Raw genomic sequence first — 14468 nt, forward strand, 5'->3', positions numbered from 1 at the left:
CCGGCCACCGCCGCTCGCGACCCGACCGGCGGCCGGGGTCAGCCCGGTGGACGCAGCAGCGCCGCCAGCCGGGCCGCCTGCGTCTCCCAACGCCACTCCCGCTCCACCCAGGCCCGGCCGGCCGCACCCATCCGCCGGGCCAGGTCACGGTCGGCGAGCAGCCCGGCGACCCGGTCGGCGACCGCGGCGACGTCCCGGCCGCCGACGACGTATCCGGTCTCGCCCTCGACCACCGCGTCCGGCGCCCCGCCGGAATCCCCGGCGACCACCGGCAACCCCGTCGCCGACGCCTCCAGGTAGACGATGCCGAGCCCTTCGACGTCGAGACCCCGGTTACGGGTGCGGCACGGCATCGCGTAGACGTCGCCGGCCGCGTAGTGCGCCGGCAGCTCCGCCCACGGCACCGACCCGGTGAAGACCACCTCCGAACCGACCCCGGTCTCCCGGGCCAGCCGTTCGAGGGCGCCTCGGTAGGGTCCGCCGCCGACCACCAGCAGCGCCGCGTCCGGCACCCGGCGCCGGATCGCCGGCAGGGCCCGGATCAGCACGTCCTGCCCCTTACGCGGCACCAGCCGGGAGACGCAGACCACCACCGGCCGGTCGGCGAGCCCGTGCCGGGCCCGGACCTCCGCACCGTCCACCCCCGGGTGGTACGCCTCGACGTCGACGCCGGGCGCGAGCCGTTCGAGCCGGGTCAGCCCGCGCAGGGCCCGGTCGAGCCGTACCCGGGTGTATTCGCCCAGGTAGGTGACCACGTCGTTGCCCCGGGCGATCCGCCGCAGGGTGGCCCGGGCACCCGGCAGCGCCGCCCAGCCGACCTCGTGTCCGTGGGTCAGCGCGACCGCCCGGCGCACCCCGGCCCGCCTGCGCAGCCCGGCGGCGAGCAGCCCGAGCGGCGCCGCGGCGCCGAACCAGACCGTGTCGCAGTCGTACGCCCGCGCCAGCCCGGCCGCGCGGCGGGCCACCGCCGGCGTCGGCAGCAGCATCCCGGTGTCCTCGCGCACCACCTCGAACGGCTGCTCGGCGTCGAACTTGCCGGCGCCGTCCCAGGTCGAGGCGTAGACGACGACGGAGCCGGCCGGCTGCCGCAGCGCCAGGTTGTGCACGAACTGCTGGATGCCGCCGGGGCGGGGCGGAAAGTCGTTGGTGACCAGCAGGGTGCGGCTGACGTCTGGTCCGCTCACGGACGGTCTCCTTCGGCCCAGGTCCGGGCGGCGGCGATGCGTTGCACGGTGGACGGGTGTGACGCCGACCAGAGCTGGTGCCACAGGGGCGGGTCGGGGTCGCCGAGGTTGACCGCGAAGAGCCGCCGCTGCATCGCCTCGAACGTCGCCGGGTCACCGGTCAGCGCCAGCGCGTGGACGTCGGCCCGCCGCTCGACCTGCCGCGACACCAGTGCCTGGACCGGGGTGGCCGCCAGCGCGCCGACCGCGACCACGGCCAGCAGCAGCGGGAACGCCCGCGGTTCGGCGATCGAGTCGACGCCGGCGGCGCGCAGCAGCCCGCCCCACGAGCCGAGCAGGAAGACGGTGACGACGGCCGCCGCCGCGCCGAGGGCGCCGATCAGCGTCGCGGTGAGGACGTCGTCGTTGCTGGTGTGCCCCAGTTCGTGGGCGACGACGGTCTTCACCTCGCCGGGGGTCGCCTCGCGCAGCAGCGTGTCGTAGACGACGATGCGCCGGGTCGGGCCGATACCGGAGACGTACGCGTTGACGGCCCGGGTGCGCCGGGAGGCGTCGGCGACCAGTACGTCGCGTACCGGCGCGCCGTCGCGCTCGGCGAGCGCCATCAGCTCGGTGCGCAGCGGCCCCTGCGGCATCGGGGTGAACCGGTTGAAGACCGGCTCGACCACGACCGGCAGGATCAGAGACAACAGTATGACCAGGGTCGCCGCGCCGGCCGCGCCGAGCGCCCACCACCAGCGGGGCGCGAGCCGGGTCACGGTGTAGAACACCAGCAGCGTTACCCCGCCGATCACGGCGCTGACCACGTACGACTTGAGCAGGTCGGCGGTCCAGCCGCCCCAGCCCTGGGTGGCCAGGCCGTGCCGGCCGACGACGGCGTGCCGCCAGGCGGCGAACGGCAGCGTGACGAGTTCGGCGACGAGCACCACGGCGAGCCCGCCGACCAGCGCCTGGGCGATCCAGTGGTCGCCGAACGGGCGGCCGCCCAGGGCGACGAGCTTGGCGCCCAGCGGTGTCAGGCCGAGCAGCAGCGCCACGACCAGGCCGACCGCCAGCGCTCCGTAGCTGCCCGGCCGCAGCGCGGCGTGGAACGCGCGGCCCCGCTCGACGTCGTCGGCCGGCAGGTCACGCAACGCGGCGAGTTGGTCGGCACGGGGCGCCGCCGGCTGGTTCCACGGCACCAACTGGACCACCGCGATGACCAGGGCCACGACGAGCGCGGCGAGCGTGACGGCCGCCCACGTCCGAGTGGTCATCCGACCGTCCCCTCTGCCACGCGGTGTGCGAGCCAATCCTATGGCCCGCGACCGCGCCCGCCCCGGCAAGGCGGGCGGCGCTCAGGCGACCCGGTGGGGACGGGCCGCGCCGGCGGGGACGGGCCGGCCCGGCTCAGGCGACCCGGCGGGGACGGGTGCGTCGGCGGGTGGGCGGGGCGAGGCGCACCGGGCCGGCGGGGGCGGGGGTCGCCGGCCGGTCGGTGATCACCTGTGGGTCGAGCCCGGCCCGGGCCAGGATCTCCAGCGCCTGGCGGTCGTCGGCGGTCAGCTCGGATATCTCGCGGGGGGTGTCGAGAAGCGCGGTGACCACGCACTCCCGACAGGCCGCACCACGGACGGTGCAGCTCTGGCAATCGATGAGCATCGCCACTCCTTCAGCGTTGCGGGGTCCGCACGCCGGCCCCCGGCTCGTCGTCCATCGGTGGCCCGTCGCGGACCGACCACCGTCGGTGACGTGACGATATGGCCGGGGTACGACAAAATCCGGCACGCCGGATGAGCCGTCAAGATCCGGTCATCCCCGCCGGAACCTCTCGCGGCTTCCCAAACGCCGCCACCCAAGGCGCGAAGGCAGGAAAAATCGCAGGTCAGGAGCGGGCGAGGCGACGCAGCAGCGAATCGGCGCCGAGCGGGTAGGCGCCGTGGCGACGTACGCCGTCGGCGACCTCGCGGTCCGACGAGATGACGACCACCGCGCGGCCCGCGGGCTCGGCCCGGACCAGGCGGCGGATCAGCTCGTCGGCGGTCTCCCCCTTGCGGGAGAAGAGCACCCGTACGCCGCGCGGGGCGGGCGGCAGCCCGTGCACCCGCTCGGCCCCGTCGAAGACCACCGTCACCTCGTCACCGGTCTGCGCCGCGATCCCGCCCAGGCCGGTGATCAACCGTTTGCGCTGCTGCTCCAGCGACATCTCGGCGAAGCCGCGCTTGGTGACGTTGTAACCGTCGACGACCAGATGCGCCCGGGGCAGCGCCAGCAACTGGTCGAGCCGGCCCGGGTCGTCGGTGTCCTGGGCCCGGGCCCGGGCCTTGTCGGGGGCGCCGGGCACCTCGGCGAACTCGTCGGCGACGAAGTCGGCCGGCAGCCGGTCGGCCGGGTCGAGCGCCAGCTCCCGGCGCAGCCCCACGGCGGCCTGGCCGATGGTCTCCAGGAGCAGCCAGAGCCGTGCGTCGTCGACCGACCGGGCCTCCTTGGCGCTGTGCCGGGCGGCACCGGCCAGCGACTCGGCCTCGGCCAGGCGGGCCCGGACGCGACGCAGCTCGGCGTCGTGGTCGGCGGTGGCCCGGTTGGCCCGGCCCTTTTCGGTGGCCAGCAGCTCGGCGGCCCGCCGCTCCCGGGCCTGGGTCTCGCGCAGCGTGCGGGTCAGCACCCGGGACTCCTCGCGTAGCTGGCCCAGCTCCTCGCGGACCCGGGCCAGCTCGTCGCGCAGCTTGTCGGCCTCGACCTTGGCGACCGCCCGGTCGTGCTCGGCCCGGGTGGCCCGCTGCTCGGCCTCCCGTACCAGTTCGGCGACGACCGCGCTGTCGGCCTCGGCCCGTACGGCCGCACCGGCGGCCTCGACCAGGTCGCGCCAGCCCGCCGGGCGGGCCAGGTAGGCCAGGGCGGCCACCTCGACCGGGTCGGCGGCGGCCGGGCAAGCGCCCTCGATGACCGCCGCGCCCAGCTCACCGGCCTCGGCGAGCACCCGGTTGGTGATCCGCTGCCGGAAGAGCGGGTCACCGGCGAGCTGGGTGGCGATGGCGGCACCGCCGAGCCGGGCCCGGCGGTTGGGCGCGAACTTGGCGACCTTGCGCAGCGCGACCGGCAGCTCGTCGCCGGGCAGGCCGGGCAACGCGGTCGCGGCGAGCGCCACCACGCGCTGCCGGACCTGTTCGGGCAGGACCGGTTCGGGCTCGAGATCCAGTTCGGCGTCGGTCCCCGCCAGGGCGTCGTCCGGCGGCGCGTCCGCCTCGGCGGTGCGCGCAGCGTCGACCGCCGCCACGGGCGGGCGGTCGTCGGACGGTTCCGGCAGGGACATCAGACAAGTCTCCCACCGTCCCGGCGTCTCCCGCTCGATGGCTCAGCGAACTGACCGCGGAGACCAGATCGTTACCGCTGGTACCCGTGGGGCGGGAGTGTCGTACCGGCACCGTACCCTGCCGCCCGTGGTCCGACCCGATTACGTCCAGGGCACCCTCGACGCCCAACTCGCCGACCCGGGCGCGGTGTCGCTACGGGAGACCACCTTCGTCGTGGTCGACCTGGAGACGACCGGCGGCGCCCCCGACGGCGGCGGCATCACCGAGATCGGTGCCGTCAAGGTCCGTGGCGGCGAGGAGCTGGGGGTGCTGGCTACGCTGGTCAACCCGGGGGTGCCGGTGCCGCCGTTCATCACCGTGCTGACCGGCATCACCCAGGCGATGGTCGCCCCGGCCCCGCCGGTCGAGGTGGTGCTGCCCAGCCTCCTGGAGTTCCTGCGCGGCGCCGTGCTGGTCGCGCACAACGCGCCGTACGACGTCGGGTTCCTCAAGGCGGCCTGCGCCCGGCACGGCTACACCTGGCCCAACCCCCGGGTGCTCGACACCGCCGCGCTGGCCCGCCGGGTGCTGACCCGTGACGAGGTGCCCAACCGCAAGCTCGGCACGCTCGCCGCCTTCTTCCGTACCCGGCAGCAGCCGACCCACCGGGCCCTCGACGACGCGAAGGCCACCGTCGACGTGCTGCACGGCCTGATCGCCCGGCTGGGCGGGCACCGCGTGCACACCATCGGTGACGCGATCGAGTTCGCCAAGGCGGTCACCCCGACCCAGCGGCGCAAGCGGCACCTCGCCGACGGGCTGCCGCACGTGCCCGGCGTCTACATCTTCCGTGCCGCCGACGACCGCCCGCTCTACGTGGGCACCTCGGTCGACATCGCGACCCGGGTCCGCAGCTACTTCACCGCCGCCGAGAAGCGGGCCCGGATGTCGGAGATGATCGGGGCGGCGCAGCGGGTGGAGGCGGTCGAGTGCGCCCACGCGCTGGAGGCCGAGGTACGCGAGCTGCGGCTGATCGCCGCGCACGCGCCGCCGTACAACCGGCGGTCGAAGTTCCCCGAGCGGGTCGTCTGGCTCAAGCTCACCCGGGAGCCCTACCCGCGGCTGTCCGTCGTCCGGGCGCTGGCCGAGGACGACGACGCCTACCTGGGGCCGTTCGCCTCGCGCCAGGGCGCCGAGTTGGCCGCGGCCGGCCTGCACGACGCGGTGCCGCTGCGGCAGTGCACCCACAAGCTGTCCACCCGCACCACGATCGCGGCCTGCGTCCTGGCCGAACTGGGCCGGTGCGCGGCGCCGTGCGAGCACCGGATCTCGGTGCCCGACTACGAGCGGACCGCCGTCGACCCCTTCCGGACCGCCGCCACCGATCCGCGGGTGGTGGTCGACGCGCTGCTGGCCCGCATCGACACGCTCGCGGAAGCCCAGCGCTACGAGGAGGCGGCGGTCGTGCGCGGCCGGCTCGCCGCCGTGCTGCGGGCCGCCATCCGGATGCAGCGGCTAACCGGACTGACCACGATCGCGCAGCTCGTCGCCGCCCGGCGGGCACCGGCGGGCGGCTGGGAGATCGCCGTCGTACGCCACGGCCGGCTCGCGGCGGCCGGCACGTCGCCGCCGGGTGTCCACCCCCGACCGACGCTGGACCTGCTCCGGGCGACCGCGGAGACGGTGCTGCCGGGGACGGGGCCGATCCCGAACGCCACGGCGGAGGAGACCGAGCGGATCCTCAACTGGCTGGAGCGGCCGGAGACCCGACTGGTGGAGACCTCCACCGGATGGGTGTCACCTGTTCGTGGTGCGGCTCGTTACCGTGAGCTGCTCAGGAGGGCCGAAGGGGCACCGTCGACAAAAGACTCGACCAAAAGCCTATAAGCAACTACCCGATCGGACTACCTTCCCTCGCATAGGCTGTTAGCCAAGTAGATTACTGGCAGCCAATGCCCGGTTCGGACGTCTGCCGGCCCGTCCAACATGTCCGGACGCGGGTCGGGACGACCCAGGGGCGGGGTGAGGAGGTGTCACCGCGTGGACCTCGACGCCGGCCGCGGCGCCGTTCTCGGACGCGCCCTGTCGACAAAGCAGAGCGAGATCCCGCTGACCAGACGTCTACGGTCGCTGCTGTCCTGGCCGTCGTCCGACGACGACCCGGTCGCCAAACTGACCCGGGCCCACCGCAGCGTCCACCCCTCCGCCGACGCGGCCGTCCTGCGGCGCAGCTACGCCATCGCCGACAACATGCACCGCGGGCAGTTCCGCAAGAGCGGTGAGCCCTACATCACCCACCCGCTGGCCGTCGCGCAGATCTGCGCCGAACTCGGCATGGACACCACCACCCTGGTCGCCGCGCTGCTGCACGACACGGTCGAGGACACCCAGTACACGCTCCAGGCGCTCGACGACGACTTCGGACCCGAGGTCGCCCACCTGGTCGACGGGGTCACCAAGTTCGACAAGGCGTTCTACGGCAAGGCCGCCGAGGCCGAGACGATCCGCAAGATGATCGTCGCCGCCGGCAAGGACGTCCGGGTCCTGATCATCAAGCTCGCCGACCGGCTGCACAACATGCGTACGCTCGACGCCCGCTCCCCCGCCTCGCGGGCCCGGATCGCCCGCGCCACCCAGGACGTGCTGGTGCCGCTCTGCGACCGGCTCGGCATCCAGGCGCTCAAGCGTGACCTCGACGACACCGTGCTGCTGCACCTCGAGCCCGAGGCACACGCCCAGATAAAGCAGCACATCGAGCACCGTCCCGGGTGGACCGAATACCTGACGCACGTCGTGGCGCAGGCAAAGGGAGCGCTGCGTCACGAGAAGGTGACCGCCACGGTGGCCGTCCGTGACCGGCACCTCTACTCGATCTGGAAGGACACCGTCGCACAGCGGTCGCCGGTCCCCCACGACCTGCCCCGCATCGCCGTGGTCGTCGACGGCCCCGACACCGACTGTTACGCCGCGCTCGGCGCGATCCACGGTCGCTGGCGCCCCATCGCCGGCCGGTTCAAGGACTTCATCGCCTCTCCGAAGAACAACCTCTACCGGTCGCTGCACACCACCGTCGTCGGCCCCGACGAACGCCCCGTCGAGGTGCTGATCCGCACCGAGACCATGCACCGGTCCGCCGAATACGGCGTCGCCGAACAGTTCCGCTTCCCCAGGCCCGACGGCGAACGGGAGAGCGGCGCCGACCAGCTCGGCTGGCTGCGGCGGGTGCTCGACTGGCAGCAGGAGACCGCCGACTCGGCCCAGTTCCTCGAATCGCTGCGCTGCGACCTCTCCGAAAGCCAGATCCAGGTCTTCTCCGACGGCCGCCAGCTCGTCCTGCCGGCCGGCTCCACACCGGTCGACCTGGCGTACGAACTCGGCACCGACAAGGGCGACCACTGCCTCGCCGCGAAGATCAACGGCCGGCTCGCCCCGCTCTCGTCCCCACTCGACGACGGCGACGTCGTGGAGATCTTCACCGAGAGCGACGGGCACGCCCACATCGACGCGCGGAGTGGTGCGGCCGGGCCACGCCGGGAATGGCTCGGCTTCGTCAAGTCGCCGCACGCCCAGATGCAGATCAACCGCTGGTTCGCCGAACACGAGGAACCCGGGATCAGCATCGCCGACAAGGTACGCCTCGGCCGCGCCACCATCGGGCTCGCACTGCGCAAACACGACCGTGGCCTGGCCAACGACGCGCCACTGCGGCGGCTCGCCGGCGAGATGGGCTACCCCGACCTGGAGACCATGCTCGTCGCGGTGTTCGACCGCGCCATCGAGCCGGACCAGGTGGTCGAGCAGCTGATCGACCTGGTGGACAAAAGGAATTAGAAGCCCTTCGGGCTGCTCAAGAGCATCTCCTTGTCGCGAGTGCCGGGTCAAACCGCCGCTCGGAACGGGTTCGCCCAGGGGCGCGTTGATCAAGGGGTTGTTGCGCGACAAATCGTGGCGCAGTGGGCACGGTTTGTCCTTGATCAACGCGGCAATCAGCGCGGCCTGGACACGGGTGGCTCACGCGGGGCGGGGTGTGGGGGTGTGAGCCGGGTCTCGGGTGAGGCTCTAGCCTTGGGGGGTGAACTCCCGGCGGTCGCCCAGTCGTGCTCTGTTCTACCGGACGTTCTACCGGCTGCCGCACCCGCTGCGGCGGCGGCTCGTCCGGCTCGCCGTACCGAAGTACATCGTCGGGGCGGTGACCCTGCTGCGTGACAGCGAGGCCGGGGCACCGGGCCGGATACTGCTGCTGCGGCAGCCACCCGGGCGCGGCTGGAGCCTGCCGGCCGGGCTGCTGCAACGAGGTGAGGCACCCGTCGTCGGCGCGGCCCGCGAACTGCACGAGGAGAGCGGCGTACGGCTGCCGCCCAGCGCCCTGCGGCCGGCCGTCCCGAACGCGATCGTGCACGCCAAGGGCTGGGTCGACGTCGTGTTCGAGGCATCCGTACCGGCGTCCGGCACGACCCTGTCGGTCGACGGCGCCGAGGTGTTCGAGGCGCGGTGGCACTCGCTCGACGCGCTGCCCCGGCTGACGCAGGCGACCGCCCGGCTCCTCGCCCACTACGGCATCGGCCCGCTCGCCACCCCCACCGACGCCGGCCCGGCCGGCCCGCCACCAGACGCCACGGGGCAAGGCTCCACGCAACAAGACGCCGCGCGACAAGAGGCCGCGCGACAAGGCTCCACGCGACAGGACGCCACGCAACCAGCGGGCGCGCCACCGGCCGGGACCCGACCGGCCGACGCGCAACCAGCCGGCACCGGACCGACCGGCGACCGGGCCGCCGGCCCGGAGACGGTGGAACCCGTGCCGGCCGCCGGGTCCGGGGATCCGCGCTCCGATCCGGAGGACGGCCGGTGACCGGGCCGGCCGACGGGATCTGTGCCGTCGTGCTGGCCGCCGGCGAGGGCCGGCGACTGCGGCCGCTGACCGAACACCTGCCCAAGGCGCTGTGTCCGGTCGGGAACGTGGCGCTGCTCGACCGTGCTCTGGACCGGGTCGCCGGACTCGGCCTCACCGGGACCGACCGGGTCGCCGTCAACGCCTGCTACCTCGGCGACCGGGTGGTCGACCACATCGGCGACCGGACCCACCTGTCGGTCGAGCCCGGCGATCCGCTGGGCACGTCCGGCGGGGTCGGCAACCTGCGGGACTGGATCGGCGGGCGGGGGGTGCTGGTCGGCAACGCCGACGCATACCTCGCCGCGGACGTCCCACCGGGTGCCGACATCGCCGCGCTGCTCGCCGGCTGGGATGGGGAGACCGTACGCCTGCTCGGGCAGCCGCTCGACGACCCGGCCGAACGGGGCGGGTTCAGCGGCCACCGCTTCGCCGGGTTCTCGCTGTTGCCCTGGCGGTACGTCCGCGACCTGCCGCCGGATCCGGCGGAACTGGTGCGTACCGTCTGGCGGCCCGCCGAGGCGGCCGGCGCGCTCGAGGTGGTTCCGTTCACCGGCACCTATCTGGACACCGGCACACCACGCGACTACCTGGCCGCGAACCTGCACGCGGCCGGTGGCGGCGAACTGGTGCACCCGCGGGCCCGGGTCAGCGGAACGGTGCGGCAGGCCGTGGTCGGCGCGGATGCCGACGTGGCGGGGACGGTCCGGCGGGCGGTCGTCTGGCCCGGCGCGGTGGTGGCGGCCGGCGAGACGCTGAGCGACGCGATCCGGGTCGGCCGCGACCTCACCGTCTCCTGATCCGCGTGATCAGGGACCGGGTCGGGCGCGTCGTCGCGTGTCGGGCGCACCGTCCCTGGTCACCGTGATCAGGGAGCGCGCGGCGCGGACCGGGTCGCGGATCTAGGATGTACGGCGAGGTAGCTGGCGTGGAGAGGTGGACCCGGTGATCACGGCGATAGTCCTGGTTGACTGCGAGACCGACTCGATCCCGGAGGTGGCCGCAAGGCTGGCCGACCTGCCGGGGGTCAGCGAGGTCTACTCGGTCGCCGGTGGTGTCGACCTGGTCGCGATGGTCCGGGTACGCGAGTTCGACCAGATCGCCGAGGTCATCGCCGGCGGGATCTCCAAGGTCGCGGGCGTGCTCGACACGCAGACGCACATCGCCTTCCGTGCCTACTCGCGGCACGACCTGGAGGAGGCGTTCGCGATCGGGCTCGCCGACGCCGACTGAGCGGGCACGTCGCTCGGGCCCGTGATCCGGAACACGCTACCCAGCGGTAACTTCGCGATCGTAGGCTGACCCGGTGACGCTCGAATACACGCAGGAGCATCTCGACCGCGGCACCGACCGGATCGGGCTCCAGACCTATCCGGAGCCCGAGGGCGTCGTCGACGCACCCGTCGTGGTGATCTTCCCGGCGATGGGCGTACGGGCGCACTACTACCGCCCCTTCGCGGCCGAACTGCGCGCCGCCGGCCTCGCGGTCGTCGTCGCCGACCTGCGCGGCACCGGTACGAGCACTCCCCCGCCGAGCCGTGCCTCGACGTACGGCTACGCCGAACTCGTCGACGACATCGGGGTGGTGCTCGACACCCTCAAGCCGCGGTTCGCCGGCCGGCGCCGGCTGCTGCTCGGCCACTCGCTCGGTGGCCAGGCGGCCGTGCTGCACCTGGCGCTCACCCGGGACGCGACCGTCGACGGGCTGGTGCTGGTCGCGGTCGGGATGCCGTACTGGCGGCTGTACCAGGACCGCCGGCGCTACGGCGTGCTGCCGTACACGCAGGGCATCGTCGCCACGTCCGCCCTGCTGCGGGTGTGGCCGGGGTGGGGGTTCGGCGGCCGGCAGGCGCGCGGGGTGATCCGGGACTGGGGGCACACCGCACGGACCGGACGGTTCCCGGCGATCCGCGGCGTCGACGCGGAGGCCGCCGTCCGCGGGATCACCACCCCGGTGCTCGCGGTCAGCATGGACGACGACCAGTTCACCCCGCACGGGACGCTCGACCACCTGTGCGCCAAGTTCGACTCGGCGCCCGTGGAGCGCGAGCGTTACACCGTGGCGCGGGCCGGCGGCCGGCTGGACCACTTCGTCTGGGTACGCGCCAGCGCCCCACTGGCGGCCCGCATAGCGACCTTCGCCGAAACCCTCCCCTGACCCTGACCCTACCCTCTGCCCCCCGCCACACTCCCCCGCGATCTTGCACTTCTCGCCCGACGAAACGGGCGAATGGAGGAGACAACCGCAAGATCGCGGGGAGCGGAGAGCGCGGGTCAGGGGGCGGTGCGGGCCACCTCGACCCAGCGGTCGAGGAGGCGGGTGGCGGCGCCGGAGTCGACGGTGGCCGCGGCCCGGTCCAGTCCGGCCCGCATCGAGGTCAGCAGGTCGCCGCCAAGCCCACCGTGCGCGGCGAACGCCGCCGCCGCGTTGACCAGCACCGCGTCGCGCACCGGGCCGGGCTCGCCGGCGAACATCCGCCGCGCGGCGTCGGCATTGAAGGCCGGGTCGCCGCCGCGCAGGTCGCCGGGCTGGGACCGGGCGACGCCGAGGTCGGCGGCGTCGGCGACGGCCTCGGTGACGGTGCCGTCGTGCACCACCCACACCCGCGTCGGCGCGGCGGTGCTGAACTCGTCGAGACCGTCCTCGCCGCGCATGACCAGCACCGAGTCGCGGCGGGCGGCGAAGACGCCGGCCATGACGGGAGCCATCCGGGAGTCGAAGCAGCCGATCGCGCCATGGCGGGGCCGCGCCGGGTTGGTCAGCGGGCCGAGGAAGTTGAACGCGGTCGGTACGCCGATCTCGCGCCGCGGCACGGCCGCGTGCCGCATGCCGGGGTGGAAGCGACCCGCGAAGCAGAAGCCGATTCCGGCCTCGGTGACGCAGTGCGCCACGCCCTCGGGGCTGAGGTCGAGCGGGATGCCGAAGAACTCCAGCAGGTCGGCCGTGCCGCAGGACGACGAGGCGGCCCGGTTGCCGTGCTTGACCACGGGTACGCCGGCGGCGGCGACCACGACGGCGGCCATGGTCGAGATGTTGACGGTGTGGGCCCGGTCGCCGCCGGTGCCGACGATGTCGATCGCGCGGGACCGCAGGTCGTCGGGCAGCTCGACGGGTACGGCCTGGGTCAGCATCGCCTCGACGAGCCCGGCCAGCTCCGCCGAGGTCTCCCCCTTGGCGCGCAGGGCCATCGCGAAGCCGGCGATCTGCGCCGGTGTCGCCGTACCCGACATGATCTCGCCCATGGCCCAGGCGGTGTCGGCGGTGGAGAGTTCTTCGTCGCGCAGCAGCGTGGACAGCAGGCTGGGCCAGGTCCGTTCGCCCATGATGGGCCTCCCGAGCGGGGGTGGGGGTCGGAGTGCGGCGGCGACCCGGGCGGCGCTGACTAGGCCGTCGCCACCGTGCCACCCTTTGCGCCGGAACGCAGCAGGCGGGCGACGGTCTGCCCGGTCGTCACCGGGTCGAGGGGGTGCACGAGGGTGGCGTCGACCTCGGCGAACGCGGCGAGCCACTTGTCGGCGGCCCGGGCGATCACCACGCAGACGGGTGGGGTGTCGGACCGCTCGTCGCGGATCTGGCGGGCGATGCCGATGCCGCCGGCGGGGGTCGCCTCGCCGTCGAGGAGCAGCAGGTCGATCTCGTAGTCGTCGACGTGCCGGAGGCATTCCGCGTAGCTCGACGCGTCGAGGAACTCCACCCGGAGGTCGCTCGCCGGCCGGGGGCCGACGGCGAGCCGCATCCGGTCACGGACCTGCGGGTCGTCGCTGTAGAGCAGGACGGTGTAAAGACGATCGCTCATCGCTGGCAAGGCTCCCACGTCGTAGCTGCCCGCCGATCCTACCGGTCGGGTCCGGCCGGACCGGACCCGACGCCCGGGTCGAGGTCAACCGGGCGTCCCGGCGACCGGCTCGCGCCCCGCCGGCCCGTCGGCCGGGTCGCCGTCCGCCGTCCCCGACGCCGGCCGCGGCACGACCGCCCCACCGGCCGGGTCCGCCGCCCCACCCGCCGGGCGGGCGTCGCCGTCGGGGTCCGCCGCCCCGCCGGCCGGGCGGACGCCGCCGGCCGGGTCGGCCGGGCCGGACGCCTGCCGGGCCAGCTCGCGGGCCTCCTGGCGGTCGAGTTCGCGGTCCATCCGGCGGGCCTCCCGCTCGGACTGCCGCATCCACTGCACGACGAGTACGGCGAGCATGGTGACGCTGACGAACTCGCCACCGGCCCACAGGATGCCGCCGGCGATCTTCTGGTCGGTCCACGGGTCGGCCCAGGCGAGTTGGAGCGACGGGTACCAGTCGCCGCCGAACAGCGTGCTGCTCTGCATGATCGTGAGCCCGAGCACGGTGTGGAACGGCACCGACAGCACCATGAGCAGGGCCCGCCCCGGATAGGGCCAGCGGCCGGGCAGCGGGTCGAGCCCGATCAGCGGCCAGAAGAACAGGCAGCCGGTGAGGATGAAGTGGACGTGGACCACCTCGTGGGCGAACGCGTTCTCCAGGGTGAGCCGGTAGAGGCCGGTGAAGTAGAGCACGAACGGGTTGACGACGAAGAGCCCGAACGCGAAGAGCGGGTGCGCCACGACCCGGGCGAACCGGCTGTGCACGACGGCGAGCAGCCGGCGGCGCGGGGCGGCCCCGAGGGTGCGCAGCGCCAGCGTCACCGGGGCACCGAGGGCGAGGAAGATCGGCGCGATCATGGAAAGCACCATGTGCTGCACCATGTGCACCGAGAGCAGCGTGGTGTCGTACGCGTGCAGGCCGCTGAGCGTCACGGCGGCGATGCCGCCGAGGCCGGGTCCGAGGAACAGCAGGGTACGGGCGACCGGCCAGCGGTCGCCGCGCAGCTTCAGCCGGTGCACGCCGTAGAGGTAGAGCCCGGCGGCCAGGACCAGGCCGAGGGCGAGCCAGTTGTCGAGCCGGGCCTGGGTGAAGAGGGCGGCGACGGTGAACGGCGGCGGCAGGGCCTCGCCCTGCGCCGCGACCGCCAGGAGCTGGGCCGGGGTTACGGTGGTGATCGGATCGACCTGGAGCACGTTGCCGAGGCTAGGCCAGCCGAAGCGGGCGAGGTCAGCCGACCCGTGATTCACCCCAGTTTGGTGACCCCGGCGATCGGCGAACCTGGTCGGGGGC

Annotated in this window: 11 protein-coding genes and 2 pseudogenes; 6 read left to right on the forward strand and 7 right to left on the reverse strand. The window is 73.9% G+C overall.

Features of this window, described 5'->3' with window-relative positions; translation table 11 throughout:
- Positions 1-38 precede the first annotated feature (38 nt).
- The 4 genes from AB0I42_RS14995 to AB0I42_RS15010 all read right to left on the reverse strand — a co-directional run bounded on the left by AB0I42_RS14995 (position 39) and on the right by AB0I42_RS15010 (position 4476).
- Positions 39-1184, reverse strand: a complete 1146-nt coding sequence (locus AB0I42_RS14995) for a glycosyltransferase family 4 protein (protein ID WP_357537638.1) — start codon at positions 1182-1184, stop codon at positions 39-41.
- The gene (locus tag AB0I42_RS15000) at positions 1181-2440 is read right to left on the reverse strand and encodes a M48 family metallopeptidase (protein WP_357537639.1); all 1260 of its coding nucleotides are present in this window, start codon (positions 2438-2440) and stop codon (positions 1181-1183) included. Before AB0I42_RS15000 ends, AB0I42_RS14995 begins: the two co-directional genes overlap by 4 nt.
- 133 nt (positions 2441-2573) lie before the next feature.
- The gene (locus AB0I42_RS15005; RefSeq protein ID WP_357537641.1) at positions 2574-2825 is read right to left on the reverse strand and encodes a hypothetical protein; all 252 of its coding nucleotides are present in this window, start codon (positions 2823-2825) and stop codon (positions 2574-2576) included.
- 223 nt (positions 2826-3048) lie between these two features.
- The gene (locus AB0I42_RS15010; protein ID WP_357537642.1) at positions 3049-4476 is read right to left on the reverse strand and encodes an NYN domain-containing protein; all 1428 of its coding nucleotides are present in this window, start codon (positions 4474-4476) and stop codon (positions 3049-3051) included.
- Between the two features lie 127 nt (positions 4477-4603).
- On the opposite strand from AB0I42_RS15010, the gene AB0I42_RS15015 reads away from it, so the two are divergent.
- The 6 genes and pseudogenes from AB0I42_RS15015 (at position 4604) to AB0I42_RS15040 (ending at position 11505) form a co-directional block, all read left to right on the forward strand.
- Positions 4604-6343, forward strand: a complete 1740-nt coding sequence (locus AB0I42_RS15015; RefSeq protein ID WP_357537644.1) for a DEDD exonuclease domain-containing protein — start codon at positions 4604-4606, stop codon at positions 6341-6343.
- Between the two features lie 153 nt (positions 6344-6496).
- Positions 6497-8287, forward strand: a complete 1791-nt coding sequence (locus AB0I42_RS15020; RefSeq protein WP_357537646.1) for an HD domain-containing protein — start codon at positions 6497-6499, stop codon at positions 8285-8287.
- 241 nt (positions 8288-8528) lie between these two features.
- Positions 8529-9029 (forward strand): annotated as a pseudogene (locus tag AB0I42_RS15025) (NUDIX domain-containing protein); the annotation flags it as partial.
- A 275-nt stretch (positions 9030-9304) separates the two neighbouring features.
- Positions 9305-10147 (forward strand): sugar phosphate nucleotidyltransferase, encoded by an 843-nt coding sequence (locus AB0I42_RS15030; RefSeq protein WP_357537648.1) that lies wholly within the window; start codon positions 9305-9307, stop codon positions 10145-10147.
- 145 nt (positions 10148-10292) lie between these two features.
- Positions 10293-10580, forward strand: coding sequence for an Lrp/AsnC ligand binding domain-containing protein (locus AB0I42_RS15035; RefSeq protein ID WP_357537650.1), 288 nt, complete (start codon positions 10293-10295; stop codon positions 10578-10580).
- 73 nt (positions 10581-10653) lie between these two features.
- Positions 10654-11505 carry an alpha/beta fold hydrolase gene (locus AB0I42_RS15040; RefSeq protein WP_357537652.1) on the forward strand — a complete coding sequence of 284 codons (852 nt, stop codon included), beginning with the start codon at positions 10654-10656 and terminating at the stop codon, positions 11503-11505.
- A gap of 116 nt (positions 11506-11621) precedes the next feature.
- Here the strand turns inward: AB0I42_RS15040 and trpD are convergent, their stop codons facing one another.
- The 3 genes and pseudogenes from trpD to AB0I42_RS15055 form a co-directional block, all read right to left on the reverse strand.
- Positions 11622-12671 (reverse strand): anthranilate phosphoribosyltransferase, encoded by a 1050-nt coding sequence (gene trpD, locus AB0I42_RS15045; protein WP_357537654.1) that lies wholly within the window; start codon positions 12669-12671, stop codon positions 11622-11624.
- 59 nt (positions 12672-12730) lie between these two features.
- Entirely contained in the window at positions 12731-13144 is a 414-nt protein-coding gene (locus AB0I42_RS15050; RefSeq protein ID WP_357537656.1) for a hypothetical protein, read from the reverse strand.
- 276 nt (positions 13145-13420) lie between these two features.
- Positions 13421-14353 (reverse strand): annotated as a pseudogene (locus tag AB0I42_RS15055) (cytochrome c oxidase assembly protein); the annotation flags it as partial.
- Between the last annotated feature and the right edge of the window lie 115 nt (positions 14354-14468).

Source organism: Polymorphospora sp. NPDC050346 (genome assembly GCF_040655695.1).
In the GTDB taxonomy this organism is placed as follows: domain Bacteria; phylum Actinomycetota; class Actinomycetes; order Mycobacteriales; family Micromonosporaceae; genus Polymorphospora; species Polymorphospora lycopeni.